General features: G+C 73.6%; 21 protein-coding genes. 8 read left to right on the plus strand and 13 right to left on the minus strand.

Annotated elements, in window-relative coordinates; all coding sequences use genetic code 11:
- The first annotated feature begins 88 nt into the window (after positions 1–88).
- From OSB71_RS12685 to rarD, 4 genes are all read left to right on the plus strand, one after another.
- Positions 89–760 (plus strand): response regulator transcription factor, encoded by a 672-nt coding sequence (locus OSB71_RS12685; RefSeq protein WP_265947644.1) that lies wholly within the window; start codon positions 89–91, stop codon positions 758–760.
- A 196-nt stretch (positions 761–956) separates the two neighbouring features.
- Complete coding sequence (locus tag OSB71_RS12690) at positions 957–2,882, plus strand: 2-oxoacid:acceptor oxidoreductase subunit alpha (protein ID WP_265947646.1); 1,926 nt, start codon at positions 957–959, stop codon at positions 2,880–2,882.
- Positions 2,875–3,972 (plus strand): 2-oxoacid:ferredoxin oxidoreductase subunit beta, encoded by a 1,098-nt coding sequence (locus OSB71_RS12695; RefSeq protein WP_265947648.1) that lies wholly within the window; start codon positions 2,875–2,877, stop codon positions 3,970–3,972. The genes OSB71_RS12690 and OSB71_RS12695 overlap by 8 nt, the downstream gene beginning before the upstream one ends.
- A gap of 254 nt (positions 3,973–4,226) precedes the next feature.
- Positions 4,227–5,213, plus strand: coding sequence for an EamA family transporter RarD (gene rarD, locus OSB71_RS12700; protein ID WP_265947650.1), 987 nt, complete (start codon positions 4,227–4,229; stop codon positions 5,211–5,213).
- Between the two features lie 50 nt (positions 5,214–5,263).
- On the opposite strand, the gene OSB71_RS12705 is transcribed toward rarD, so the two are convergent.
- From OSB71_RS12705 to OSB71_RS12715, 3 genes are read right to left on the minus strand one after another with little or no spacing between them, the layout of a single operon-like run.
- The gene (locus OSB71_RS12705; protein ID WP_265947652.1) at positions 5,264–6,175 is read right to left on the minus strand and encodes an ABC transporter permease; all 912 of its coding nucleotides are present in this window, start codon (positions 6,173–6,175) and stop codon (positions 5,264–5,266) included.
- Complete coding sequence (locus tag OSB71_RS12710; protein ID WP_265947654.1) at positions 6,162–7,148, minus strand: ABC transporter ATP-binding protein; 987 nt, start codon at positions 7,146–7,148, stop codon at positions 6,162–6,164. The genes OSB71_RS12705 and OSB71_RS12710 overlap by 14 nt, the downstream gene beginning before the upstream one ends.
- Before the next feature lie 38 nt (positions 7,149–7,186).
- Positions 7,187–8,476, minus strand: coding sequence for a LolA family protein (locus OSB71_RS12715; RefSeq protein WP_265947656.1), 1,290 nt, complete (start codon positions 8,474–8,476; stop codon positions 7,187–7,189).
- A gap of 266 nt (positions 8,477–8,742) precedes the next feature.
- On the opposite strand from OSB71_RS12715, the gene OSB71_RS12720 reads away from it, so the two are divergent.
- The gene (locus OSB71_RS12720) at positions 8,743–9,789 is read left to right on the plus strand and encodes a questin oxidase family protein (RefSeq protein ID WP_265947658.1); all 1,047 of its coding nucleotides are present in this window, start codon (positions 8,743–8,745) and stop codon (positions 9,787–9,789) included.
- Between the two features lie 97 nt (positions 9,790–9,886).
- Here the strand turns inward: OSB71_RS12720 and OSB71_RS12725 are convergent, their stop codons facing one another.
- A complete protein-coding gene (locus tag OSB71_RS12725; RefSeq protein ID WP_265947660.1) occupies positions 9,887–10,897 on the minus strand; it encodes a polyprenyl synthetase family protein in 1,011 nt (336 codons plus the stop codon).
- A 213-nt stretch (positions 10,898–11,110) separates the two neighbouring features.
- Between OSB71_RS12725 and fahA the strand changes: the two genes are divergently transcribed.
- The 3 genes from fahA to OSB71_RS12740 all read left to right on the plus strand — a co-directional run bounded on the left by fahA (position 11,111) and on the right by OSB71_RS12740 (position 13,586).
- Positions 11,111–12,298, plus strand: coding sequence for a fumarylacetoacetase (gene fahA / locus OSB71_RS12730; protein WP_265947662.1), 1,188 nt, complete (start codon positions 11,111–11,113; stop codon positions 12,296–12,298).
- Positions 12,299–12,357: 59 nt separating this feature from the next.
- On the plus strand, positions 12,358–13,044 hold the full coding sequence (locus tag OSB71_RS12735; RefSeq protein ID WP_265947664.1) for a hypothetical protein: 687 nt from the start codon (positions 12,358–12,360) through the stop codon (positions 13,042–13,044).
- A gap of 62 nt (positions 13,045–13,106) precedes the next feature.
- Positions 13,107–13,586 carry a hypothetical protein gene (locus OSB71_RS12740; RefSeq protein WP_265947666.1) on the plus strand — a complete coding sequence of 160 codons (480 nt, stop codon included), beginning with the start codon at positions 13,107–13,109 and terminating at the stop codon, positions 13,584–13,586.
- A gap of 121 nt (positions 13,587–13,707) precedes the next feature.
- Here OSB71_RS12740 and nuoN read toward each other — a convergent pair whose 3' ends face one another.
- Genes nuoN through nuoF form a run of 9 tightly spaced genes read right to left on the minus strand, consistent with a single transcriptional unit; the run spans position 13,708 to position 26,073 of the window.
- Positions 13,708–15,345, minus strand: a complete 1,638-nt coding sequence (nuoN, locus tag OSB71_RS12745; RefSeq protein WP_265947667.1) for an NADH-quinone oxidoreductase subunit NuoN — start codon at positions 15,343–15,345, stop codon at positions 13,708–13,710.
- Positions 15,342–16,952 carry an NADH-quinone oxidoreductase subunit M gene (locus tag OSB71_RS12750; RefSeq protein WP_265947669.1) on the minus strand — a complete coding sequence of 537 codons (1,611 nt, stop codon included), beginning with the start codon at positions 16,950–16,952 and terminating at the stop codon, positions 15,342–15,344. Before OSB71_RS12750 ends, nuoN begins: the two co-directional genes overlap by 4 nt.
- Positions 16,953–16,955: 3 nt before the next feature.
- Positions 16,956–18,950 (minus strand): NADH-quinone oxidoreductase subunit L, encoded by a 1,995-nt coding sequence (gene nuoL / locus OSB71_RS12755; protein WP_265947671.1) that lies wholly within the window; start codon positions 18,948–18,950, stop codon positions 16,956–16,958.
- 13 nt (positions 18,951–18,963) lie between these two features.
- The gene (gene nuoK / locus OSB71_RS12760; RefSeq protein WP_265947673.1) at positions 18,964–19,263 is read right to left on the minus strand and encodes an NADH-quinone oxidoreductase subunit NuoK; all 300 of its coding nucleotides are present in this window, start codon (positions 19,261–19,263) and stop codon (positions 18,964–18,966) included.
- Positions 19,260–20,105, minus strand: coding sequence for an NADH-quinone oxidoreductase subunit J (locus OSB71_RS12765; RefSeq protein WP_265947675.1), 846 nt, complete (start codon positions 20,103–20,105; stop codon positions 19,260–19,262). The genes nuoK and OSB71_RS12765 overlap by 4 nt, the downstream gene beginning before the upstream one ends.
- Complete coding sequence (gene nuoI, locus OSB71_RS12770; RefSeq protein WP_265947677.1) at positions 20,102–20,761, minus strand: NADH-quinone oxidoreductase subunit NuoI; 660 nt, start codon at positions 20,759–20,761, stop codon at positions 20,102–20,104. Before nuoI ends, OSB71_RS12765 begins: the two co-directional genes overlap by 4 nt.
- On the minus strand, positions 20,754–22,169 hold the full coding sequence (gene nuoH, locus OSB71_RS12775) for an NADH-quinone oxidoreductase subunit NuoH (protein WP_265947679.1): 1,416 nt from the start codon (positions 22,167–22,169) through the stop codon (positions 20,754–20,756). Before nuoH ends, nuoI begins: the two co-directional genes overlap by 8 nt.
- Positions 22,166–24,718: an NADH-quinone oxidoreductase subunit G gene (locus tag OSB71_RS12780; protein WP_265947681.1), complete on the minus strand. Its 2,553-nt coding sequence runs from the start codon at positions 24,716–24,718 to the stop codon at positions 22,166–22,168. Before OSB71_RS12780 ends, nuoH begins: the two co-directional genes overlap by 4 nt.
- Complete coding sequence (nuoF, locus tag OSB71_RS12785; protein ID WP_265947683.1) at positions 24,715–26,073, minus strand: NADH-quinone oxidoreductase subunit NuoF; 1,359 nt, start codon at positions 26,071–26,073, stop codon at positions 24,715–24,717. Before nuoF ends, OSB71_RS12780 begins: the two co-directional genes overlap by 4 nt.
- Between the last annotated feature and the right edge of the window lie 14 nt (positions 26,074–26,087).

The following is a 26,087-nucleotide window of genomic DNA, read 5'->3' on the forward strand; positions in this document are numbered from 1 at the left end:
CCTCCCCGTCCGCGCCCGCCGCCTCCGGGCGCCGGTCTGGGATGCTGGTGCGGTCGGGACGGGAGCGGGGCTGGGGGCCGAGAAGACCATGGAGCACAGCGTGCGCGTGATCATCGCCGAGGACTCGGTGCTGCTGCGCGAGGGGCTGACGCGGCTGCTGACCGACCGGGGCCACGAGGTGGTCGCCGGGGTCGGGGACGGCGAGGCGCTGCTGAAGACGGTGCGGGAGCTGGCAGCCGGCGGCGCCCTGCCCGACGTCGTGGTGGCGGACGTGCGCATGCCGCCGTCCCACACCGACGAGGGGCTGCGCGCCGCCGTGGAGCTGCGCGGCGCGTTCCCGGACCTGGGCGTGCTGGTGCTGTCGCAGTACGTCGAGGAGCAGTACGCCACCGAGCTGCTGGCCGGGTCCACCAGCGGCGTGGGCTATCTGCTGAAGGACCGGGTGGCCGAGGTGCGCGACTTCGTGGACGCGGTGGTCCGCGTCGCGCGGGGCGGCACCGCCCTCGACCCGGAGGTGGTGGCGCAGCTCCTGGGCCGCAGCCGCAAGCGCGATGTGCTGGGCGTCCTCACCCCGCGCGAGCGCGAGGTGCTCACTCTGATGGCGGAGGGCCGGACGAACGGTGCGATCGCGCGGCGGATGGTGGTCAGCGACGGCGCGGTGGAGAAGCACATCAGCAACATCTTCATGAAGCTGGGCCTGGCGCAGAGTGACGCAGATCACCGCAGGGTGCTCGCCGTGCTCACCTACCTCAAGTCGTGACATGCCGCAGGACGCCGCCGACGGGCGCGGATCTGCCGGGCGCGACCGCCCCTTTGGGCCGTCCGGGCAGCTCAGGGGCCCGGGGGCCGACCGCGGGGGTCACCCCCGGCACCTTTCCGGCACTCGGACACCGCGTCTCATTTACTGGTCCGGTATGTGAGCGAACCAGGGTAGGCGAACCTTACATCCACGTACGATGGACCCGAGCCCGCCGGCCCGAGGGAGGTCCACGCACGTGACCAGTCAGGTCAGTCAAGACAGCGCCAAGGAAGTCCGGCGCCTGGATCGGGTGGTGATCCGGTTCGCGGGGGATTCCGGTGACGGTATGCAGCTCACGGGGGATCGCTTCACGTCGGAGACCGCGTCGTTCGGCAACGACTTGTCGACGCTGCCGAACTTCCCCGCGGAGATCCGCGCACCCGCCGGAACGCTGCCCGGAGTGTCCTCGTTCCAGCTCCACTTCGCCGACCACGACATCCTCACGCCCGGGGACGCGCCGAACGTGCTCGTGGCGATGAACCCCGCGGCCCTGAAGGCCAACATCGCGGACCTGCCGCGCGGGGCCGAGATCATCGTCAACACCGACGAGTTCACCAAGCGCGCGATGGCGAAGGTCGGCTACGCCGCCTCGCCCCTGGAGGACGGTTCGCTCGACGGCTACTCGGTCCACCCGGTGCCGCTGACCACGCTGACCGTCGAGGCGCTCAAGGAGTTCGACCTCGGCCGCAAGGAGGCGGGCCGGTCGAAGAACATGTTCGCGCTGGGCCTGCTGTCGTGGATGTACCACCGGCCGACCGAGGGGACCGAGCGGTTCCTGCGCCGCAAGTTCGCCAAGAAGCCGCAGATCGCCGACGCCAACGTGGCGGCCTTCCGCGCGGGGTGGAACTTCGGTGAGACGACGGAGGACTTCGCCGTCTCCTACGAGGTGGCGCCCGCGTCCCAGGCCTTCCCGGCGGGGACGTACCGCAACATCTCCGGCAACCTGGCCCTGTCTTACGGACTGGTCGCCGCGTCTCAACAGGCGGACCTGCCGCTGTTCCTGGGGTCCTACCCCATCACCCCGGCGTCCGACATCCTGCACGAGCTGAGCAAGCACAAGAACTTCGGCGTGCGCACCTTCCAGGCGGAGGACGAGATCGCCGGGATCGGGGCGGCACTGGGCGCGGCCTTCGGCGGCGCCCTCGCGGTGACCACGACCTCGGGCCCCGGGGTGGCGCTGAAGTCCGAGACGATCGGCCTGGCGGTCTCCCTGGAGCTGCCGATGATCGTGGTCGACGTCCAGCGCGGCGGCCCCTCGACCGGCCTGCCCACGAAGACGGAGCAGGCCGATCTGCTCCAGGCGATGTACGGCCGCAACGGCGAGGCACCGGTGCCGATCGTGGCCCCGGCCACGCCGGCGGAGTGCTTCACCGCCGCCCTGGACGCCGCGCGCATCGCGCTCACCTACCGCACCCCGGTGTTCCTGCTCTCCGACGGCTACCTGGCCAACGGCTCCGAGCCGTGGCGCATCCCGGAGCCCGACGAACTGCCGGACCTGCGCACCCAGTTCGCCACGACCACCAACCACACCCTGGACGACGGCACCGACGTCTTCTGGCCCTACAAGCGCGACCCGCAGACGCTGGCCCGCCCCTGGGCCGTCCCGGGCACACCGGGGCTGGAGCACCGGGTGGGCGGCATCGAGAAGCAGGACGGGTCGGGCAACATCTCGTACGACCCGGCCAACCACGAGCTGATGGTCCGCACCCGGCAGGCCAAGGTCGACGGTGTCCAGGTGCCGGACATCACCGTGGACGACCCCTCCGGCGGGGCGAAGGTGCTCGTGCTCGGCTGGGGCTCGACCTACGGCCCGATCACCGCCGCGGTGCGCCGCGTCCGGCGGGGCGGCGACGTCGTCGCCCAGGCCCACCTGCGCCACCTCAACCCGTTCCCGGCCAACCTCGGCACGGTGCTGCGCCAGTACGACAAGGTGATCGTGCCGGAGATGAACCTCGGCCAGCTCGCGCTGCTGCTGCGGGCCACCTACCTGGTGGACGCCCAGCCCTACACCCAGGTGCGCGGCCTGCCCTTCAAGGCCGAGCAGCTCCACGACGTCATCAAGGAGGCCATCGACCATGGCTGACACCCTCACCCATGGCCCCGTCCAGCCCTCCCACGCGCTGTCCCTGGTGCCGAAGGCCGACGCCGCCCAGTCGGCCAAGGACTTCAAGTCCGACCAGGAGGTGCGCTGGTGCCCCGGGTGCGGCGACTACGCCGTGCTGGCCGCCGTGCAGGGCTTCCTGCCGGAGCTGGGACTGGCGAAGGAGAACATCGTCTTCGTCTCCGGCATCGGGTGCTCCTCCCGCTTCCCGTACTACATGAACACCTACGGGATGCACTCCATCCACGGCCGCGCCCCGGCCATCGCCACGGGGCTCGCCGCCTCCCGGCGGGACCTGTCGGTGTGGGTGGTCACCGGTGACGGCGACGCGCTGTCCATCGGCGGCAACCACCTCATCCACGCCCTGCGCCGCAACGTCAACCTGAAGATCCTGCTGTTCAACAACCGGATCTACGGGCTGACCAAGGGCCAGTACAGCCCGACCTCCGAGGCGGGCAAGATCACCAAGTCCACCCCGATGGGCTCGCTGGACGCCCCCTTCAACCCCGTCTCGCTCGCCATCGGCGCCGAGGCGTCGTTCGTCGCGCGCACGGTGGACTCCGACCGCAAGCACCTGACCGACGTGCTGCGGCAGGCCGCCGAGCACCCCGGCACCGCCCTGGTGGAGATCTACCAGAACTGCAACATCTTCAACGACGGCGCGTTCGAGGTGCTCAAGGACAAGCAGCAGGCCCTGGAAGCGGTCATCCGCCTCCAGGACGGCGAACCCGTCCGGTTCGGCGCCCCCGCCGAGGACGGCCTGGGCGGCAAGGGCGTCGTGCGCGACCCGGCCACCGGCGACCTGCGGGTGGTGGACGTCGCCGAGCACGGCACCGACGGCATCCTCGTCCACGACGCGGGCGCCGCCTCGCCCACGACGGCGTTCGCCCTGTCCCGGCTGGCCGACCCCGACACGCTGCACCACACGCCCATCGGCGTCTTCCGCAGCGTCCGGCGGCCCGTCTACGACACCCTCCTGGCCGACCAGCTCGAAGCGGCCGTCGAGCAGAACGGCAAGGGCGACCTCTCCGCGCTCCTGCACGGCAAGGACACCTGGACGGTCGTCGGCTGACCCCCCGACCCGGCCACCGGCAGGGCCCGCACCCCCCGGGGTGCGGGCCCTGCCGCGTCTCCGGCCCGGCCCGTCCCCGCGCGAGGCCGGCCGGGAGACGGCGGCGCGCGGGGACGGGGCGCGGCGGCGCGGCGGGAGGCGGGCACGGGATGTTCCGGGTGGGACAGGAGTGTCACGCGGAACGGGAATGACAACGGCCTGGTTCGCGGTTACCTTCGGATGGAGCAGAGCAGAGCGCCACGTGAGGAGGGACCGTGTCGGGGTCGAGCGACAGCCGCACCGGGCTGCTGTACGGGGTCGCCGCGTACGGGATGTGGGGTCTGCTGCCGCTCTACTGGCACCTGCTGGCCTCGACCCCGGCCGCCGAGGTCCTGGCGCACCGCATGGTGTGGTCGCTGCCGACCGCCGTGCTGATCCTGGTGTGCGTGCGCCGCTGGGACTGGGTCCGCCCCCTGCTGCGCCAGCCCCGCCGCCTGGGGCTGGTCGTCCTGTCCGCGACGCTCATATCGGTCAACTGGTACCTGTTCATCTGGGCCGTCAACGCCGGGCGGGTGCTGGAGGCCTCGCTCGGCTACTTCATCAACCCCCTGGTCACGATCGCGCTGGGCGTGCTGCTGCTGCGGGAGCGGCTGCGCCCGCTGCAGTGGACGGCGGTGGGGATCGGCGCCCTGGCGGTGACGGTGATGACCGTCGCCTACGGCCAGGTGCCCTGGATCTCGCTGACACTGGCCGTCACGTTCGCCTTCTACGGCTTCACCAAGAAGCAGACGAAGCTGGACGGGCTGGAGGGCTTCAGCGCCGACTCGGTGCTCCAGTTCCTGCCCGCCGCCGGCTTCGTCGTCCTGCTCGGGGTCCGCGGCGAGTCGACGTTCACCACCGAGGGCTGGCCGCACGCGCTGCTGCTGGGGGGCGCCGGTCTCGTCACGGCGCTGCCGCTGATCTTCTTCGGCGCCGCGGCGATGCGCGTGCCGCTGTCCACGATCGGGCTGCTCCAGTACCTGGCGCCGACCTCGATGTTCCTGCTCGGCCTGTTCGTCTTCGACGAGCGGATGCCGCCCGAGCGCTGGGCCGGGTTCCTGCTGGTGTGGGGCGCGCTGTGCCTGCTGACGTACGACGCCCTGCGCACCGCGGGCCGCAACCGCGCGGTGCTGCGCGCGGCCCGGCGCAAGGCCGCCGACGTCACCCCGCAGGACGTCCCCCAGGCCCCGGCCGGCCCGGCCCTGCCGCGCCGCGGGGCCTGACCCGGCCCCGCGCCCGACGCCCGTGCCGGACGTGCCGGGCGCACCCGGGCTCACGCGGCGATGTCGCGGCTGGTGAACCGGGCCCAGGCGGCGCTGCCGAAGACGGCGACGTAGAGCGCCTGGAGCCCCGCGTTGGCCAGCACGTCGTCCCACAGCACCGGGGCGCGCAGCAGGTCGGCGAAGGACAGCCAGTGGTAGGGGAACAGGTAGGGGTGCAGGGCGTCGAGCTGCGGGATGACGGCGAGGATCTGCACCGTGATCAGCAGGCCCACCGTCGCGGACATCGCCGCGATGCCGCTGCCGGTGAGCGTGGAGACGAACAGCCCGAGCGCGGCCAGGCCCAGCAGCGAGACGGTCACCGCGAGCGCGATCGCCAGCGCGCGCAGCAGGCCCTCGCCGAAGGAGACGGTGACGCCGGACAGCAGCGTGACGTCCCCGACCGGGAACAGCGCGACGCCCACCAGGAGCGCCGAGGCCGCGACGACGAGCGTGGCCAGCAGGCAGAACACGACGACGGAGGCGAACTTGGCCAGCAGCAGCCTGCTGCGGCCCGCGGGGGCGACGAGCAGGTAGCGCAGCGTCCCCGCGGCGGCCTCCCCGGCCACGGAGTCCCCGGCGACCACCCCGACCGTCATCGGCAGGAAGAACGGCAGCGTCGCGGCGAGCGCGGTGAAGACGAGGAAGAGGCCGTTGTTCGTCACCTGGTGGATGAAGGCCGGGCCCTCGCCGCCGCCGGAGCCGCCGCCGTCCCCGGTCTCCACCTTCACGGCGATGCCGATCAGGACGGGCAGCGCGGCGAGGATGCCCAGCAGGGCCAGGGTGCGCCAGCGCCGCAGCGTGACGCCCAGCTCGCTGCGGAGCAGGCCGAACGTCCACCACCACCGGGCCGCGGACGGGGGCGCCGACCGCGGCCCGGTGGCGGCCCCCTCGGACGCGGCGGTGGCCGGTTCAGCCGGCGACATCGAAACCCTCCCCGGTCAGCGCGACGAAGGCGTCCTCCAGGGTGCCGCGCTCCACCCCGAAGGCCCGGACGCGGACGCCCGCCCCGACGAGCGCGGCGTTGAGGTCGGCGAGGTCCACGGGGCGCGCGCCCCCGGCGCCCGCGCCGCCCGTCCCGGCGGCGTCCGGCGGGTCGCCGGTGACCTGGTCCCCGGCGACGCTCAGCCCCGTCACGCCGTGCTCCCGCAGCACCCGGGCCGCGTCCGCCGCGTCCGGCGTGGTGACCGCGAGCCGGCCGCGCACGCCCGCCGCCAACTGCGCGACCGGGCCCTGGGTGAGCAGCCGGCCGCGCGCCATCACGGCGGTGTGCGTGCACACCTGTTCGACCTCGTCCAGCAGGTGGGAGGAGAGGAAGACGGTGATGCCCTCCCCGGCCAGCTCCCGGACGAGCGCGCGCATCTCCCGCATGCCCTGCGGGTCGAGGCCGTTGGTGGGCTCGTCCAGCACCAGCAGCTCGCGCGGCTGGAGCAGGGCCGCGGCCAGACCGAGGCGCTGCTTCATGCCCAGCGAGTACGCCTTGGCCCGCTTGCCGGCGGCCGCGCCCAGCCCCACCCGGCCCAGGGCGGCGTCGATGCGGGCGCGGCGGGTGGCCGGATCGGCGGTGGGGTCGGCGGCGTCGAACCGGGCGAGGTTGTCCCGCCCGGTCAGGAACCCGTAGAGCGCGGGGCCCTCGATCAGCGCGCCCACCGCGGGCAGCACGCGCCGGGCGTCCCGGGGCATCGGGCGGCCCAGCAGCGCGGCGGTTCCGGCGGTGGGCTCGATCAGGCCGAGCAGCATCCGGATCGTGGTGGTCTTGCCCGACCCGTTGGGGCCGAGGAAGCCGAAGACGCTCCCGCGCGGCACGCGCAGGTCCAGGCCGTCCACCGCGAGCTGACCACCGCGGTAGCGCTTGCTGAGCCCGCGGGCCTCCACGGCCGGCTCAGCGGTGGGCGGCACGTCCAACGTCTCTCCTCGTCCCGGTGCGGTGCGGTGCGTCAGCCCGCGTTGGCGGCCTCGACCAGCCCGTCCTTGGTGACGGCGCCGAGGTAGACCGTGCCGTCGTCGGTGAGCATGGCGTTCACCAGGCGGGTGCCGAACACCCGGCCGGTGCCGAAGTCGCCCTCGACCCGTTCGGTGAGCTTGTCCAGGAACCCGTCGGCCTCGGGGGAGCCCAGCCCGGCGCCCTCGCCCACCACGCCGGGGGGCGCGGCGATCTTGACGACGCTGCTCCAGCCCTCGCCGACGACCTCGACGTCCCCGCCGAGCTCCGCGAGGGAGCCCAGCCCGGGCAGGCCGTTCACGCCGCCCGCGCCGTGGCCCCCGGCGGGCCCCTCGGCCGCGTCCCACTCGTCGGCCTCGGTGACCTCCGTGCCCTTCGGCGGGGTGAACGTGAACAGCTCGGCCGCGGGCTTGCCGAAGTCGACCTCCGTGTAGGCGGCCTCCACCAGCGGCGCGCCGCCGTCCCCGGCGTCCAGCGCGAAGCGCAGCGGGGTGCCGTTCTCGGCGTCCACCGCGATGCGCACCGCCTCGACCGTGGAGTGGGCGGCGTCCTTCGGCGCGACGGCCAGCTCGTAGGCGTCGCGCCCGGCGACGGTGGTGGTGCCCTCGACCCGGACGGCCGTCGTGTCGTCCACCGCGCCCAGGAGCTGCTCGGCGGCCTCCCCCGGGGTGAGGTCCTGCGGGCCGGGGGCGGGCCGCTCCCGCTCCGCGCCGCCCTCGGGGGCCTCGGCGTGGTAGGCGGTGTCGCTGGCGCTGTCGTAGGCCCACACCTCGCCGGCGTTGTGGATCAGGCTGTACTCCGCGGTCTCCTCGACCACCGAGAGCCGCTGCCGCTCTGGCCCGTCGATTGCCACGCGCAGGGTGTGCTCGCCGCCGGCCAGCTCCAGCAGCTTGTCGGCCGGGTCGGCCGGCGACTGCTCGCCCTCCGGCGCCGCGCCGTCGTAGGGGGCTGCACCCTCCCCGCGCTCCCCGCGCTCCCCGTGCGGGCCGCCGCCGAACAGGCCGCCGCCACCGCCGCCCGGCAGCCCCGGGATGCCCAGGTCGGAGCTGATCTCGACGGTGCCGGAGAGCCGCTGGACATCGGACGCCGCGATCTTGGCGACCAGCTCCTCGGCGGTGATCTCGGGCAGCTCCGGGTCACCGCTCTCGGCGAGGGCCGGGACGAGGCCGACGCTCGCCACCGTGACGGCGGCCACCGCCACGGGCACGGCGTACCGCATCGCCTTCTTGCCGGGCCGGCTCTTCCCCGTGTCCCCCGTGTCCCCCGTGTTCCCCGTGTTCCCCATCAGTCCATCAACCTTCCGTCCGTGGGCGGCGCCCACCCCTTCAGCCGCCGCCGTGGTCACCCGTCCTGCGGGGTGGTAGGACCATCCCACCAAACCCGGCGGCGTCCGGCGTCAGCCGCCGGGGCCAACCCGCGTACCCCCACGGGATGACCGCAGGCGTCCGGGCGTCATCCGATCCCCTAAGGGGTCCTACGTCCGAAGGGCCGCCGGAGTTCCGACCCGGGACCCGTTCCGCCCGCCGACGGTACGCGCGTAGCGTCCCTCCCATGGACACCACGGGAGTGCTGGACGAGGCGCTGGAGCGGCTGCACGCGACGGGCCCGGAGTTCGACGACTGGCTGAGCAACCACGGGCCGATGGCCGCCGAGGCGCTGGTCCGGCACGGTGCGGGACGCGACGTGCACCGCTGGCTGGACCGGTACGGCAAGCGGCTGGAGGACGCCCCCAGGCCCGGCGAACGCATCGCGGACGACTCCTGGCGGGAGGCCCTGGGCGACGCGCGGCGGCTGGGCGACTGGCTCGCCCACTTCGACCGGCTCCTGGTGAGCGCGCCCGAGCGGCCGTGGCGCGCGGTGCTGGCCGAGTGGTGGCCGCGCCTGCTGCCCGGCATCGCGGGCGGCGCGACGCACCCGGTGATCCGCGTGGGACACGCGGTGCGCGTGCTGCGGGACGGCGACACCGGGGCGCCGCGCCTGCGGGAGCTGGCGCACGGCCTCGGCTACTGGGCCGCCCGGTACCAGCCGCTCCCCGGGGACCTCGCGCTCGTCTCCTCCCCGCACCCGCCCGCCGAGGCGCTGCGCGCGGTGCCCCCGGTGGCCGACCAGAGCGGGGGCGTGGGCCACCGGCTCGCCCAGCTCACCGAGCTGCCCGACTGGGCCGGCGACGGCGCCGGGACGGGCGGCGGCGTCGAGGCCGTCCCCGCGCGCCTGGCCGACCTGGTGGACTCCGCGACGCGCTACTACGCCACCCACTCGCACGGCAACGCCGTCATGCTCGTGCACGCGGCCACGGCGCCGAACGCGGTGCTGCGGGTGCTGCCGGAGCTGCCCTCGGAGCTGTGGCCGGCGAGCCTGGCCGCCGCGTGGGCCGCCTCGGCCGCGGTGACGGCCGCCTACCGCCCGTCCGGCCCCGCCGGTGCGGCCGACCCCGGCGGGGCGGCGGCCGAGGAGCTGTTCGCCCGCGCGGCGGCGCACGGTGACGAGCACGCGATCAAGCTGGCCGACACGGCGCTCGACGTCGCGGCCCGCCACCCCGGCGACGTCCTGCCGCGCAGCGCGGCGCTCCGCGCGACGGAGCTGATCACACCGCTGTGACGCGCGGCCCGGCGCGACGGAGCCGCCCCGCGCGGAGCGGCCGCCCCGCGCCCGTGCGCGGTGCGGCTCGCGACGCGGCGGGCGGCTCGCGGCCGGGTCAGCCCGCGCGGTGGACCACGGCGTCGCACAGCGCGGCCAGCGCGTCCTTGGCCGGGTGCGGTGGCAGCGGCGTCAGCGCCTCGCGGGCCTGCTCGGCGCGCGCGACGGCGTCCCGGCGGGCCAGGCCCAGCGCGGGGTGGGCGCGCAGCCCGGCCAGGGCCTCGGCGTGCCGCCCGCCGTCGCTGAGGTCGCCCTCGAGCAGCTCGACCAGGGCCCGGTCCGCCGCCGAGCCGCCCGCCGCGGCCATGGCCCGCAGGTGCAGCACCGGCAGCGTCGCCACGCCTTCGCGCAGGTCGGTGCCCGGGGTCTTGCCCGACTCGTGGCTGTCGGAGGCGATGTCCAGCACGTCGTCGGCGAGCTGGAACGCCGTGCCGATGCGCTCGCCGTACTGGGTGAGGACGGAGACGGTGCGCTCGTCGGCGCCCGACATCAGGGCGCCGAAGCGGCAGGAGACGGCGATCAGCGAACTGGTCTTGCCGGCCAGGACGTCCAGGTGGTGCTCGATGGCGTCCTCCCCCGGGCCCGGCCCGGCCGTCTCCAGGATCTGCCCGGTGACCAGCCGTTCGAACGCCTCGGCCTGGATGCGCACGGCCTCGGGCCCGAGGTCGGCCAGCACCCGGGAGGCGCGGGCGAAGAGGAAGTCCCCGGTCAGCACGGCGATGGAGTTGTCCCAGTTGGCGTTGGCGCTGGCCACGCCGCGGCGCACGTCAGCCTCGTCCATGACGTCGTCGTGGTACAGCGTGGCCAGGTGCGTCAACTCGACCACGACGGCGGAGGGCACGACGCCGGGGGCGTGCGGGTCGGCGAACTGCGCGGACAGCAGGGCGAGAAGCGGACGGAAACGCTTGCCACCGGCGCGCACCAGGTGCTGGGCGGCCTCGGTGATGAAGGGGACGTCGCTCTTGGTGGCCTCCATCAGCCCGCGCTCGACAGCGGCCAACCCGGCCTGGACGTCGGCTTCCAGAGCCTGGTCCCGCACGTGCAGCCCGAAGGGCTCGACGACGGTCACGAGGTTCTCCTGTCTGCGGAAGATCCGCCTGCCAGATCTGCTGTTGCCGGCCGGTACGCGCTGGTCACCGGCGGTTACTGTGGGGTACACGCACCCTTCGCGTTCTTACCGGGAAGCGTATCCGGTCACATAAGGATCACGGCAGGCACGTCCCTCGATAGCCTGTGCCCGGTCCTGACCGGCGACGACCTCGAAGGCGAGGGCACCACCGACATGCCAGACAACGACCCCACCGGGCTGTACGGCCTCAGCAATCTCCCCTACGGCGTCTTCACCACCGCCGACGCCCCCGACCACCGCCGGATCGGCGTGCGCTACGGGGACGCCGTGGTGGACCTCGGTGCCGCCGCGACGGCGCTGGGCTCGCCGCACGCCGCCCTGCTCACCGCGCCCACCCTCAACCCGCTGCTGGCGGCGGGGCGCACGGTGTGGTCGGCCGTCCGCGCCGACCTGCGCGGCTGGCTGACCGAGCGCCCGGACGAGCTCACCCTCCTGCCGCTGTCCGACGTCACGCTGCACCTGCCCTTCGAGGTGGCGGACTACGTCGACTTCTACGCCAGCGAGCACCACGCGACCAACGTCGGCCGGATCTTCCGGCCCGACGGCGCGCCGCTCACCCCCAACTGGAAGCACCTGCCGATCGGTTACCACGGCCGCGCGGGCACGGTCGTGGTCTCCGGGACGCCGGTGGTGCGCCCGCGGGGCCAGCGGCGCACCCCGGACGGGCCGGTGTTCGGCCCCTCCCAGCGGCTGGACATCGAGGCGGAGGTCGGCTTCGTCGTCGGCGCCCCGTCCACGCTGGGCGAGCCGGTGCCGCAGTCCGCCTTCCGCGACCACGTCTTCGGGGTGTGCCTGCTCAACGACTGGTCGGCGCGCGACATCCAGGCGTGGGAGTACGTGCCGCTCGGCCCGTTCCTGGGCAAGTCCTTCGCCACCTCGGTCTCGGCGTGGATCACGCCGCTGGAGGCGCTGGACGCCGCCCGCTGCGCCCCGCCGGAGCGCACGCACCCGCTGCTGGACTACCTGGCGGACGACACCGCCGACCCCGGCGGCCTCGACCTGCGCATCACCGTCACGCTCAACGGCACCACCATCGCCGAGCCGCCGTTCTCGGCCATGTACTGGACGGCCCCGCAGCAGCTCGCGCACATGACGGTCAACGGCGCCTCGCTGCGCGCCGGCGACCTGTTCGCCTCCGGCACGGTCAGCGGACCCGAGCCGCACCAGCGCGGCTGCCTGCTGGAGCTGACCTGGTCCGGGGAGAACCCGGTGGAGCTGCCGGACGGGCGGCGCACGTTCCTGGAGGACGGCGACGAGGTCGTGCTCACGGCGTGGGCCCCGGGCCCGGACGGTTCGCGTATCGGTCTGGGAGAGGTTGCGGGCAAGGTCTGTAAAGCCTGACCTCCCCGGGGTTACTGTGGGCCGATTTCTCTGCTCATCCACAGGTAAGGAGAGGCTCAGTGCGGACACGGGCGCGGTGTGCGGGAGCGGCCGTCGCGGTGGCGGCGGCGCTCCTGCTCGGCGGGTGTGGCAGCGGCGGCGACGGTGAGGAGCCCGAGGACAGGCAGGACACCTCGGAGCAGTCCCCCGGCCCCGAGGACGGCGACGAGGGCGCCGGTGAGGACGGGGCCGACGGCGGCCCGGGCGAGGACGGCGACGACGACGGCGCGGACGGCGGCTCCGGAGGGGGCGGCGACGACGGCCAGGACGGCGGCGGCGACGGCGGCGCCCCGGGCGGCGGCGACGGTCCGGGCGACGACGGCGTCGGCGAGCCCAGCGCCGCGCTGGAGCCCCTCCAGGGCACCTGGTTCAGCCAGGCGCCCGGCGCGGACGCGCAGGACGTGGTCATCGTCAACATCACCGACAACATGATCGGCGTCGCCGGTACGACGATCTGCTCCGGCAGCGTGGACGACGGCAGCAAGCCGATGAAGGCCACGCTCACCTGCGAGGGCGAGGGCGGCGAGAAGTACACCAAGGGCACCGTCAACGGCGTCAAGAACGGCAAGCTGTCCATCGCCTGGGGTTCGGGCAAGGCCGAGGAGTACATCTCCACGGCGGACCTGGAGGGTGACGTGCCGGTGGAGAAGCCCACGGCCGGCCCCGCGGAGCCCCCGGAGGGCGACGTGCCTGAGCTGGAGCGCTGACGGCCCCGCGGTCGCGATCGGTGCTAGCTTGACCGCCATCTGTTCGTGACCGAGGAGTGAACATGCGCACGTCAGCGCGGATGACGGGGACGGCGGCGGCGATCGCGGCCGCGCTGCTGCTGGGCGGGTGCGGCGGAGGCGGCGGAGGCAACGACGAGAAGCCGGCCGCCGGCGAGTCGCACCAGGCGGGCGTCGACCCGGCGACGGAGCGCCAGCCCGGCTCGGTGCAGGGCATCTGGCGCACCAGCGTGGACGGCGAGGAACTCGTGCTGAGCGTCTTCGCCGACGGTGTGGCGCTGGTGCGCGAGTCGACGCGGTGCGACGGCCGGGTCATGTCCGGCGACGCTCCCACCCTCACGCTGACCTGCGACGGCGGTGAGGGCCAGGAGCGCACAGCCGGCACCGTGGAGCAGGTGGACAGCCGGGAGCTGACCGTCTCCTGGAACGGCGGCGCCACCGACACCTTCGAGAAGGTCGCGGACCCGCCGAAGGACGCGCCCACCGACCTCGGCGACCTGGAGGACCTGATCCCGGCCGGCTGACCCGCCCGGCGGGCCGGGGGCGGCGGCGGACGGCCCCCGACGGGACCGGGAACGGCGGAGGGCCGGACGCGCGGTGCGTGTCCGGCCCTCCGCCGTTTCGACCCGTCCGGGGCCGTCCCGGCTACCGCACGAACACCCCCGCCTGCCCGGCCAGCTCCAGGAAGTACTGCGGCGCCACGCCCAGCACCAGCGTCACCGCGACGCCGATGCTGATGGCGGCGGTGGTGAAGGCGCTGGGGATGGCCACCGTCGGGCCCTCCGGGCTGGGCTCGGAGAAGAACATCAGCACGATGACGCGGATGTAGAAGAACGCCGCGATGGCCGAGGCGATGACGCCGACGACGACCAGCGCGCCCGCGCCGCCCTCCGCCGCGGCCTTGAACACCGCGAACTTGCCCGCGAACCCCGAGGTCAGCGGGATGCCCGCGAACGCCAGCAGGAAGACCGCGAAGACGGCGGCCACCAGCGGGGAGCGACGGCCGAGCCCCGCCCACTTCGACAGGTGCGTCGCCTCGCCGCCCGCGTCGCGCACCAGCGTCACCACGGCGAACGCGCCGAGCGTCACGAAGGAGTAGGCGAGCAGGTAGAACAGCACCGAGGAGACGCCCGACGGCGTGACGGCGACGACGCCCGCCAGGATGAACCCGGCGTGCGCGATCGAGGAGTAGGCCAGCAGCCGCTTGACGTCGGTCTGGGTGATGGCGATGACCGCGCCGGCCAGCATCGAGGCGATGGCCACGCCCCACAGCACCGGCTCCCAGTCCCAGCGCAGCCCGGGCAGGACCACGTAGAGCAGGCGCAGCAGGGCGCCGAACGCGGCGACCTTGGTGGCGGCGGCCATGAACCCGGTGACCGGGGTCGGCGCGCCCTGGTAGACGTCGGGCGTCCACATGTGGAACGGCACCGCGCCCACCTTGAACAGCAGCCCCATGACCACCAGCGCGCCGCCGATGAGCAGCAGCGCGTCGCTCGCCATGGCGGACGCCAGCGCCGGGGACGGGCTGGGCACCGAGCCCTCGACGACCTGCGCGATCCCGGCGTAGGAGACGGTCCCGGCGTACCCGTAGAGCAGGGCGATGCCGAAGATGAGGAAGGCCGAGGAGAACGCGCCGAGCAGGAAGTACTTGACGGCCGCCTCCTGGGAGAGCAGCCGCCGGCGGCGGGCCAGCGCGCACAGCAGGTACAGCGGCAGCGAGAAGACCTCCAGCGCGATGAACAGCGTCAGCAGGTCGTTGGCCGCGGGGAAGAGCAGCATGCCGCCGACCGCGAAGAGCAGCAGCGGGAAGATCTCCGTCGTCGTCCACCCGGCCCGCACCGCGGCCCGCTCGCCCTCGCCCCCGGGGACGGCGGCGGGCTGGGCGGCGAAGGAGTCCACCCGGGTGCCGTGCGCGGTGGGCTCCAGGCGGCGTTCGGCGAAGGTGAAGACGGCCACCACGGCGACCAGGAGGATGATCCCCTGGAGGAAGAGCGCCGGGCCGTCGACGGCGATGGCGCCGACCCCGGCCACGGCCGCCTTCTCGGTCGCGTAGCCGCCCACCGCCAGCCCCACCACGGCGGCGAAGGCACCCGCCAGCCCCAGGAAGGCCAGCAGGACCTGCGCGCCGTAGCGCAGGCGGCGCGGGGCGAAGGCCTCGACCAGAATGCCGATGACGGCCGCGCCGAGCACCAGCAGCGTCGGGGAGAGCTGGGCGTACTCGATGGACGGCGCCTCGGCGGCGACCGTCCACAGGCTGTGGACGCTTCCGTGTGTCGCGCTCATTCCGCGGCCTCCACTGCGGGCAGTTCCGGTTGCGGGTCGGTCTGCCGCACATCCGAGAGGGTGTGCTCGACCGCCGGGTTGACGATGTCGGTCAGCGGCTTCGGGAAGACGCCCAGCGCGATCAGCAGGGCGATCAGCGGGGCGACGACGGCCAGCTCACGCCGCCGCAGGTCCGGCATCCGCTCGATCTCCGGCTTGTCCACCGGCCCGGTCATGGTGCGCTGGTACAGCAGCAGCACGTACAGGGCGGCGAGCACGATGCCCGCGGTGGCGACGACGCCGGCGGCCGGGTAGCGGCTGAACGTGCCCACCAGGACGAGGAACTCGCTGACGAAGGGCGCGAGCCCGGGCAGCGAGAGGGTGGCGAGCCCGCCCACCAGGAAGGTGCCGGCCAGCACCGGGGCGACCTTCTGCACCCCGCCGTAGTCGGCGATGAGCCGCGATCCGCGCCGGGAGATGAGGAACCCGGCGACCAGCATCAGCACGGCCGTCGAGATGCCGTGGAAGACCATGTAGAGCGTCGCGCCGCTCTGGCCCTGGCTCGTCATGGCGAAGATGCCGAGGACGATGAAGCCGAAGTGGGAGATGGACGCGTAGGCCACCAGCCGCTTGATGTCGCGCTGGCCGACGGCCAGCAGCGCGCCGTAGATGATGGAGACCAGCGCCAGCACGACGACCACGGGCGTCGCCCAGGCGCTCGCCTCCGGGAACAGGCCCAGGCAGAACCGCAGCATCGCGAACGTGCCCACCTTGTCGACCACCGCGGTGATGAGCACGGCGACCGGCGCGGTGGACTCCCCCATCGCGTTGGGCAGCCAGGTGTGCAGCGGCCACAGCGGCGCCTTGACGGCGAAGGCGAGGAAGAAGCCGAGGAACAGCAGGCGTTCGGTGCCCGCCGCCATGGTCAGCTCCCCGGCGGCCCGCGCCTCGGTGATCCGCTGGAGCGAGAACGTGCCGGTGCCGAGCTGGTCGGCGGTGACGACGTACAGGCCGATCACCGCGGCCAGCATGATCAAACCGCCGGCGAGGTTGTAGAGCAGGAACTTCACCGCCGCGTAGGAGCGCTGCTTGGCGCCCTCTGCCTCGCCCGCCGCGTGCGCCCGGTCCCCGAAGCCCCCGATGAGGAAGTACATCGGGATGAGCATGGCCTCGAAGAAGAGGTAGAAGACGAACACGTCGGTGGCCGCGAAGGAGACGACCACCATGGCCTCGACCATGAGGATCAGCGCGAAGAAGCCCTGGGTGGGCCGCCACCGGCCGGCGGGCCGCTCGCCGGGCACGGGGTCGGCGTCGTGCCAGCCCGCGGCGATGACGAACGGGACGAGCAGGGCGGTCAGCGCGATGAGCGCCGTGCCGATGCCGTCGACGCCGAGTTCGAAGCGGACGCCGAAGTCGGCGATCCAGGCGTAGGACTCGGTGAGTTGGTAGCGCGCGCCGCCCGGGTCGAAGCGGGCGACGACGAGGCCGGCCAGCACCAGCGTGCCCAGCGACACCGCCAGCGCGAGCCACTTGGCCGCCGCGCGCCGGGCGGCCGGTACCGCGGCCGTGGCCACCGCGCCCAGCGCGGGCAGCACGGCGGTGGCCGTCAGCAGGGGGAAACCAGACATGTATCAGACCGCCCTCATCAGCAGGGTGGCTGCGACCAGCACGGCCGCACCGCCGAACATCGACACCGCGTAGGAGCGGGCGAACCCGTTCTGCACCTTGCGCAGCCGCCCGGACAGGCCGCCGAAGGCCGCCGCCGTCCCGTTGACCGCCCCGTCGACGACCGTGTGGTCCAGGTAGACGAGGCTGCGCGTCAGGTGCTGCCCGCCGCTGACGAACGCGGCGTGGTTGAAGTCGTCCTGGAACAGGTCGCGCCGGGCGGCCCGGGTCAGCAGCGAGCCGCGCGGCGCGGTGACCGGCACCGGACGGCGCCCGTACTGCAGCCACGCCAGCCCGACGCCCAGCAGCATCACCGCGACCGTCGCCCCGGTGATGACCGGGATGGGCAGCGGCGGGTGCGGGTGCTCGAACCGCGTCACCGGCTCCAGCCAGTGCACGAACGCCTCGCCCCAGTTGAACAGGCCGCCCGCGAAGACCGACCCGAAGGCGAGCACGATCATCGGCAGCGTCATCACGCGCGGCGACTCGTGCGGGTGCGGCTCGGCCGCCGCGCCCGCCGCCTGCCCGGCCGTCTGCCCGGACGCCCGGCCGGGCGCAGCCGCGCCGCGCCCGGCGGCCGGCTCCACGTCCGGCTCGGCCGGGGTCGCCGTCGGGCGGTGCCGCCAGCGCTCCTCGCCGAAGAAGGTCAGCAGCATCACCCGCGTCATGTAGTACGCGGTGAGCGCGGCGCCCAGCAGCGTCGCACCGCCCAGGACCCAGCCGCGCACGCCGCCCGCGGAGAACGCGGCCTCGATGATGAGGTCCTTGGAGAAGAACCCGGACAGCCCGGGGAAGCCGATGATCGCCAGGTAGCCGAGGCCGAAGGTGACGAAGGTGATCGGCATGTGGCGGCGCAGCCCGCCGTACTTGCGCATGTTCACCTCGTCGTTCATGCCGTGCATGACCGACCCGGCGCCCAGGAACAGCCCCGCCTTGAAGAAGCCGTGGGTGACCAGGTGCATGATCGCGAAGGCGTAGCCGATCGGACCGAGCCCGGCGGCCAGCACCATGTAGCCGATCTGCGACATGGTGGAGGCGGCCAGCGCCTTCTTGATGTCGTCCTTGGCGCAGCCGACGATCGCCCCGAACAGCAGCGTCACGGCGCCGACGATGACGACGACGGTCTGCGCGTTCGGCGCCGCGTCGTAGATCGCGCCGGAGCGGGTGATGAGGTAGACGCCGGCGGTCACCATCGTCGCGGCGTGGATGAGCGCCGAGACGGGCGTCGGGCCCTCCATCGCGTCCCCGAGCCAGGACTGGAGCGGCACCTGCGCCGACTTGCCGCACGCGGCGAGCAGCAGCATCAGCCCGATCGCGGTCAGCGTGCCCTCGCCCGCGCCGTCGGCGGCCGCCAGCACCTCGCCGAACGCGAAGGTGCCGAAGGTGGTGAACATCAGGAAGATCGCGATGGCCAGCCCGGCGTCCCCGACGCGGTTGACCAGGAACGCCTTCTTCGCCGCCGCGGCGGCGCTCGGCTTGTGCTGCCAGAACCCGATGAGCAGGAACGAGGCCAGGCCCACGCCCTCCCAGCCGACGTACAGCAGCAGGTAGTTGTCCGCCAGGACGAGCAGCAGCATCGCGGCGAGGAACAGGTTCAGATAGCCGAAGAACCGCCGCCGCCGGGCGTCGTGCTCCATGTAGCCCACCGAGTACAGGTGGATCAGCGTGCCCACACCGGTGATCAGCAGCACGAACGTCATGGAGAGCTGGTCGAGCCGGAAGGCGACGTCGGCCTGGAAGCCCTCCACCGGAATCCAGCTGAACAGGTGCTGGTGCAGGGTGCGTTCCCCGCCGGAGCGGCCCAGCATGTCGAAGAAGAGCACCGCGCCCAGGGCGAAGGAGACCGCGGCCAGCGCGGTGCCCAGCCAGTGCCCGGCGCGGTCCAGTCGCCGACCGCCGCACAGCAGGACGGCCGCGCCCAGCAGCGGTGCCGCGACGAGCAGTCCGATCAATGACTCCACTGGTAGATACCCCTTACAGCTTCATCAGGCTGGCGTCGTCGACCGAGGCCGAGTGACGGGAGCGGTAGAGCATCACGATGATCGCCAGACCCACCACGACCTCGGCGGCGGCGACGACCATGACGAAGAACGCCATGATCTGTCCGTCGAGGTTGCCGTGCATGCGGGAGAAGGCGACGAGCGTGAGGTTGGCGGCGTTCAGCATCAGCTCGATGCACATGAACACGACGATGGCGTTGCGCCGGATCAGCACGCCGAAGGCGCCGATGGTGAACAGCAGCGCGGCGAGGTAGAGGTAGTTGGCGGGGTTCATGGACGTTCCTCCTGGCCGCGCCCGTGGTAGTCGGCGGTGCGCTTCTCGGTCGCGGCGACCTCGGCCAGCTCCTTGGACGCCACCTCGCGGACCTGCCCGCGCCGCTGCAGCGTGTCGCTGACGGTGAGCTCGGACGGGGTGCCGTCGGGCAGCAGGCCCGGCCGGTCCACGGCGTTGTGCCGGGCGTAGACGCCGGGGGCGGGCAGCGGCGGCAGGTGCCGGCCCGCGCGCACCCGCTCCTCGGCCTGCTCCCGCTGCGAGGTGGCCTTCTCGATGCGCTCGCGGTGGGTGAGGAGCGTCGCGCCGACGGCGGCGATGGTCAGCAGCGCGCCGGTGACCTCGAAGGCCACGACGTACTCGGTGAACAGCCGCTCGGCGATGCCGGGGACGTTGCCGCCGTACTGGGCGTTGGCCGCGCCCATCCCGGTGAAGGTGCCCAGCGCCGCCTGCCCGATGCCGCCGACGAGCAGGATGCCCAGGCCCAGCGCGCAGGCCGCGGCCAGCCAGCGCTGGCCCTTGAGCGTCTCCTTCAGCGAGTCGGCCGTGGAGACGCCGACCAGCATCAGCACGAACAGGAACAGCATCATGACCGCGCCGGTGTAGACGACGATCTGCACGACGCCGAGGAAGTAGGCGCCGTTGGCCAGGTAGAAGACGGCCAGGACGACCATCGTCGCGGCCAGGCAGAGCGCGGAGTGCACGGCGCGGCGCAGCGCGACGGTGCCGAGCGCCCCGGCGACGGCGACGGCGCCGAGCGCGTAGAACTGCACGGCCTCGCCGGTGGAGGTGGCCGCCGCCAGCAGGCCAGCCGCGGCGTCGGTGGTGGTCAGCGCGCCGCTCACGGGTGCCTCACCTCTTCGACGGACTCCCCGGGCGCCGCGGTGGGCTCGGGGGTGGCGTCCGCGGCGGCGGGCTCGTCGGCGCCGAAGGTGTCGGCCGACGCCTGCGGCACCCCGGTGTCGGTGACCTGCTGCTGCACGGTGCCGGGGGCGGCCTCGGTGACCAGGCCCCGGTAGTAGTCCTTCTCCGTCATGCCCGGGTGGATGGCGTGCGGGGAGTCGACCATGCCCTCGCTCAGCCCGGCGAGCAGCTCCTCCTTGGTGAAGATGAGCGACTCGCGCGAGCGGTCGGCCAGCTCGTAGTCGTTGGTCATGGTCAGCGCCCGGGTGGGGCAGGCCTCCACGCACAGCCCGCACAGGATGCAGCGCAGGTAGTTGATCTGGTAGACGCGGCCGTACCGCTCACCGGGCGAGTAGCGCTCCTCGTCGGTGTTGTCCGCGCCCTCGACGTAGATGGCGTCCGCCGGGCAGGCCCACGCGCACAGCTCGCACCCGACGCACTTCTCCAGCCCGTCGGGGTGCCGGTTGAGCTGGTGGCGGCCGTGGAAGCGCGGCGCGGTGGGCTTCTTGTACTCGGGGTACTGCTCGGTGAGCCGCTTCTTGAACATGGCCTTGAAGGTCACGCCGAAGCCGGCCACGGGCCCCAGGGGATCAGGCATCGTCGGACTCCTTGTTCTGAGCGTTCTCGGCGTTCCCCGCGCCCGTCGCCGCGCCACCGGGGGCGTCGGCTCCCACGGCGGCGGTCTCCCGCTCGCGCCGCGGCCCGCGCCGCGGCGCGGGCGGCAGGGTCTGGCCGGGCAGCGGCGGCACCGGGTAGCCGCCGGCCATCGGGTCGAACTCGGACGGTTCCTTCCGCGCGGCCACCGCGGCCGCCTCCTCCCGCTCCCGCCGGCCGCGGTCGCGGAAGACGTCGACGACGAAGGAGGCCAGCAGCAGCACGAGGATGCCGCCGGCGACCCACAGCACGATCTCCTGGAAGTCCCAGCCCTCGTTGCGCATCGCCCGCACGGTGGCCACCAGCATCAGCCACACCAGCGAGATCGGGATGAGGACCTTCCAGCCGAGCTTCATGAACTGGTCGTAGCGGACGCGCGGCAGGGTGCCGCGCAGCCAGACGAAGACGAACAGCAGCACGTTCACCTTCAGCACGAACCACAGCAGCGGCCACCAGCCGTGGTTGGCGCCCTCCCAGACCGTGGAGATCGGCGCCGGGGCCCGCCAGCCGCCCAGGAAGAGCGTGACGGCCAGGGCCGAGACGGTGACCATGTGGATGTACTCGGCCAGCATGAACATCGCGAACTTGATGGAGGAGTACTCGGTGTTGAAGCCGCCGACCAGGTCGCCCTCGGACTCGGGCATGTCGAACGGCGCCCGGTGCGCCTCGCCCACCATGGCGACCATGTAGATCAGGAAGGAGACCGGCAGCAGCACCGCGAACCAGGTGTCCCCCTGCGCGTCGACGATCGCGGAGGTGGACATCGAGCCCGAGTAGAGGAAGACGGCCGCGAAGCTGAGGCCCATGGCGACCTCGTAGCTGATGATCTGCGCCGTCGCCCGGACGCCGCCCAGCAGCGGGTACGTCGAGCCCGAGGACCACCCGGCCAGCACCGTGCCGTAGGCGGCGATGGAGGCGGTGGCCAGGATGTAGAGGATGGACACCGGCAGGTCGGTGAGCTGCATCGCGGTGCGGGTGCCGAAGATGGACACCTCGTTGCCGGGCGGCCCGAAGGGGATGACCGCGATGGCCATGAACGCCGGGATCGCGCCGAGCACCGGCGCCAGGACGTAGACGGCCTTGTCGGCGCCCTTGACGACGACGTCCTCCTTGAGCATCAGCTTGATGCCGTCCGCGAGGGACTGGAGCATGCCCCAGGGGCCGTGCCGGTTGGGGCCGATGCGCAGTTGCATCCAGGCGACGACCTTGCGCTCCATGACGATGGAGATCAGGACGGTCACCATCAGGAAGGCGAAGCAGAAGACCGCCTTGAGCGCGATCAGCCAGAACGGGTCCTGCCCGAAGACGGACAGGTCCTCGGCGGCCAGCGCCGCGGTCGGGGTGGCGATCACGACCGGACCTCCTGCGTCGTCGTGTCCGGGGCGGCGTCGGCGGGCGCCGCGGCCGCCGCGAGGCGGACCACCTCGCCGGGCCGGGCGCCGGTGTCGGCGGTGACGCCGCCGCCGGTGGAGTTCAGCGGCAGCCACACCACCCGGTCGGGCATCGCGGTGACCTCCAGCGGGAGCGTCACCGACCCGGTGGGCCCGCTGACGGTCAGCGGCGCGCCGTCCGCGACGCCGGCCTCGGCGGCGGTGGCCGGCGAGAGCCGGGCGCGGGCGGGGTGCCGGGTGCCGGCCAGCGCCTCGTCGCCCTCCTGGAGACGGCCCTGGTCCAGCAGCAGCCGGTGCCCGGCCAGGACGGCCTCCCCGGCCCCGGCGGTGGGCAGCGGACGCCCGGAGGCGGCCGGTTCGGCGGCACGCGGGCCGTCCCAGGGGCCCAGCCGGTCCATCTCGGCGCGGGTGGTGCGCAGGTCGGGCAGGCCCAGGTGGGTGTCGAGGGCGTCCGCGAGCAGGGTGAGCGCGCGGGCGTCGGGGAAGACGAACCGGCGCGTCATCTGGTCGGGCTTGATCGCCGGGTCGAACGGGCGGTGGCGGCCCTCCCAGTTCAGGAACGCGCCGCCCTTCTCGGCGACGGCGGAGACGGGCAGCACCACGTCGGCGCGCGCGGTGACCTCGGTGGGCCGCTGCTCCAGGCTGACCAGGAACGGCACCGCGTCCAGCGCCTGCCGGGCCCGGGCCGGGTCCGGCAGGTCCGCGACCTCCACGCCGCCGACGACGAGCGCGGCCAGCTCGCCGGTGGCGGCGGCCTCGACGATCTGCCCGGTGTCCCGTCCGGCGGCGCGCGGCAGTTCGGCCACGCCCCACACGGCGGCCGTCTCCTCGCGGGCGCGCGGGTCGGTGGCGGGGCGCCCGCCGGGCAGCAGCCCGGGCAGCGCGCCCGCCTCGATCGCGCCGCGCTCCCCGGCCCGGCGCGGGATCCACACCAGGCGGGCGCCGGTCGCGGTGGCGGTGCGCACGGCGGCGGTCAGCGCGCCGGGCACGCCCGCGAGCCGCTCGCCGACGATGATGACGGCGCCGTCCGCGCGCAGGGCCTCGGCGGCCTCCCGCGCGGTGTCGGTCTCCAGGCCCACGCCGCCGGCCAGCGCGTCCAGCCACTCGGTCTCGGTGCCGGGCGCCGCGGGCAGCAGCGTGCCGCCCGCCTTCGCCAGTCCGCGGGTGGCGTAGGGCGCGACGGCGTAGGTGCGCTGCCGGTTCTTGCGGTGGGCCTTGCGCAGCCGCAGGAAGACGCCGGGCGCCTCCTCCTCGGCCTCGAAGCCCACGAGCAGCACGGCGGGCGCGGCCTCCAGCGCCCGGTAGCTGACGTCCGCCGCGCCCCGGGCCCGCGGCCCGGTGTCCTGGAGGCTCAGCCCGCGTCCGGCGACCCGGGCGGCGAGGAACTCGGCCTCCTCGGCGCTGTGCACCCGGGCGCGGAAGTCGACGTCGTTGGTGCCGAGGGCGACGCGGGCGAACTTGGCGTAGGCGTAGGCGTCCTCGACCGTGAGGCGGCCGCCGGTGAGCACGCCCGCGCGGCCCCGGGCCCCGGCCAGCCCGGCGGCCGCGGCCTCCAGCGCCTCGGGCCAGCTCGTCGGCGTCAGCTCACCGGTGGCGGCGTCGCGCACCAGGGGGTGGGTGAGGCGGTCCGGGCGCTGGGCGTAGCGGAAGCCGAAGCGGCCCTTGTCGCACAGCCACTCCTCGTTGACCTCCGGGTCCTCCTGCGCGATGCGGCGCATGACCTTGCCGCGCCGGTGGTCGGTGCGCGTCGCGCAGCCGCCCGCGCAGTGCTCGCACACGCTCGGCGAGGACACCAGGTCGAACGGGCGGGAGCGGAACCGGTAGGCCGCCGAGGTCAGCGCGCCCACGGGGCAGATCTGGATGGTGTTGCCGGAGAAGTAGGACTGGAACGGGGTGTCCTGCCCGGTGCCGACCTGCTGGAGCGCGCCGCGCTCCAGCAGCTCGATCATCGGGTCGCCGGCGATCTGGTTCGAGAAGCGCGTGCAGCGCGCGCACAGCACGCACCGCTCGCGGTCCAGGAGGACCTGGGTGGAGATCGCGACCGGCTTGTCGAAGGTGCGCTTGCGGCCCTCGAAGCGGCTCTCGGCCGAGCCGGTGGACATCGCCTGGTTCTGCAGCGGGCACTCGCCGCCCTTGTCGCAGACCGGGCAGTCCAGCGGGTGGTTGATGAGCAGCAGCTCCATCACGCCGCGCTGGGCCTTCTCGGCCACCGGGGAGGTGAGCTGGGTCCTGACGACCATGCCGTCGGTGCAGGTGATGGTGCACGAGGCCATCGGCTTGCGCTGGCCCTCCACCTCGACGATGCACTGGCGGCAGGCCCCGGCCGGGTCCAGCAGCGGGTGGTCGCAGAACCGCGGGATCTCGATGCCGAGCAGCTCGGCGGCCCGGATGACCAGGGTGCCCTTCGGGACGCTGATCTCGGCCCCGTCGATCGTCAGGCCGACCAGGTCCTCCGGTGGCCGCTCGGCGTCGCCGCCCCCGGAGGTCGTGGCGTCGGTGGTCACGGTCACGCGTTCACCTCCAGGTGAGCGTTGTCGTCGCTGCGGCCCGCGTCGTCGGCCCAGACGGTGGACCGGGCCGGGTCGAACGGGCAGCCGCGCCCGGTGATGTGCTGCTCGTACTCCTCGCGGAAGAACTTCAGCGAGGAGAAGATCGGACTGGCCGCGCCGTCCCCGAGCGCGCAGAAGGACTTGCCGTTGATGTTGTCGGCGATGTCCGCGATCTTGTCGAGGTCGGCCATGGTGGCCTTGCCCGCCTCGATGTCGCGCATGAGCTGCACGAGCCAGTAGGTGCCCTCCCGGCACGGGGTGCACTTGCCGCACGACTCGTGCGCGTAGAACTCCGTCCAGCGGGTGACGGCGCGCACCACGCACGTCGTCTCGTCGAAGCACTGGAGCGCCTTGGTGCCGAGCATGGACCCGGCCGCGCCGACGCCCTCGTAGTCCAGCGGGACGTCCAGGTGCTCGTCGGTCAGCAGCGGCGTCGAGGAACCGCCCGGCGTCCAGAACTTCAGCCGGTGGCCGGGGCGCATGCCGCCGCTGAGGTCCAGGAGCTGGCGCAGCGTGATGCCCAGCGGCGCCTCGTACTGGCCCGGGGCCGCGACGTGCCCGGAGAGCGAGTACAGCGTGAAGCCGGGGGACTTCTCGCTGCCCATCGAGCGGAACCAGTCCTGGCCCCGGGCGAGGATCGCCGGGACGGAGGCGATGGACTCCACGTTGTTGACGACCGTGGGGCACGCGTACAGACCGGCGACGGCCGGGAAGGGCGGCCGGAGCCGGGGCTGGCCGCGGCGCCCCTCCAGGGAGTCCAGCAGCGCCGTCTCCTCGCCGCAGATGTAGGCGCCCGCGCCGGCGTGCACGGTCAGCTCCAGCGGCTTGCCGGGGCCCAGCGCGTCGGGTCCGAGGTAGCCGGCGGCGTACGCCTCGGCGACGGCGGCGTGCAGGCGGCGCAGCACCGGGACGACCTCGCCGCGCAGGTAGATGAACGCGTGTTGGGAGCGGATCGCGTGGCAGGCGATGGCGATGCCCTCGATGAGCGAGTGGGGGTTGGCGAACAGCAGCGGGATGTCCTTGCAGGTGCCCGGCTCGGACTCGTCCGCGTTGACCACCAGGTAGTGCGGCTTGTCGTCGCCCTGCGGGATGAACTGCCACTTCATGCCGGTGGGGAAGCCGGCGCCGCCGCGCCCGCGCAGGCCGCTGTCCTTGACGAAGGCGATGAGGTCGTCCGGGTCCATCGCCAGGGCCTTGCGCAGCCCCTGGTAGCCGTCGTGGCGCCGGTAGGTCTCCAGCGTCCAGGACTCCGGCTCGTCCCAGAACGCCGACAGCACGGGGGCGAGCAGCTTCTCGGCCGACTCGGTCGTCGTCATCGTCCCTCGCCGCC

It is taken from the genome of Streptomyces marinisediminis (genome assembly GCF_026262575.1).
Lineage (GTDB): Bacteria > Actinomycetota > Actinomycetes > Streptomycetales > Streptomycetaceae > Streptomyces > Streptomyces marinisediminis.

Excerpts from the sequence above, each read along its gene's own strand:
- nuoF (WP_265947683.1), bottom strand. The coding sequence starts at position 26,073 with ATGACGACGACCGAGTCGGCCGAGAAGCTGCTCGCCCCCGTGCTGTCG.
- nuoN (WP_265947667.1), bottom strand. The coding sequence starts at position 15,345 with ATGAGCGCGACACACGGAAGCGTCCACAGCCTGTGGACGGTCGCCGCC.
- nuoI (WP_265947677.1), bottom strand. The coding sequence starts at position 20,761 with ATGCCTGATCCCCTGGGGCCCGTGGCCGGCTTCGGCGTGACCTTCAAG.
- OSB71_RS12750 (WP_265947669.1), bottom strand. The coding sequence starts at position 16,952 with ATGTCTGGTTTCCCCCTGCTGACGGCCACCGCCGTGCTGCCCGCGCTG.
- nuoK (WP_265947673.1), bottom strand. The coding sequence starts at position 19,263 with ATGAACCCCGCCAACTACCTCTACCTCGCCGCGCTGCTGTTCACCATC.
- fahA (WP_265947662.1), top strand. The coding sequence starts at position 11,111 with ATGCCAGACAACGACCCCACCGGGCTGTACGGCCTCAGCAATCTCCCC.
- OSB71_RS12695 (WP_265947648.1), top strand. The coding sequence starts at position 2,875 with ATGGCTGACACCCTCACCCATGGCCCCGTCCAGCCCTCCCACGCGCTG.
- OSB71_RS12705 (WP_265947652.1), bottom strand. The coding sequence starts at position 6,175 with ATGTCGCCGGCTGAACCGGCCACCGCCGCGTCCGAGGGGGCCGCCACC.
- OSB71_RS12715 (WP_265947656.1), bottom strand. The coding sequence starts at position 8,476 with ATGGGGAACACGGGGAACACGGGGGACACGGGGGACACGGGGAAGAGC.
- OSB71_RS12690 (WP_265947646.1), top strand. The coding sequence starts at position 957 with ATGGACCCGAGCCCGCCGGCCCGAGGGAGGTCCACGCACGTGACCAGT.
- OSB71_RS12720 (WP_265947658.1), top strand. The coding sequence starts at position 8,743 with ATGGACACCACGGGAGTGCTGGACGAGGCGCTGGAGCGGCTGCACGCG.
- OSB71_RS12685 (WP_265947644.1), top strand. The coding sequence starts at position 89 with ATGGAGCACAGCGTGCGCGTGATCATCGCCGAGGACTCGGTGCTGCTG.
- OSB71_RS12740 (WP_265947666.1), top strand. The coding sequence starts at position 13,107 with ATGCGCACGTCAGCGCGGATGACGGGGACGGCGGCGGCGATCGCGGCC.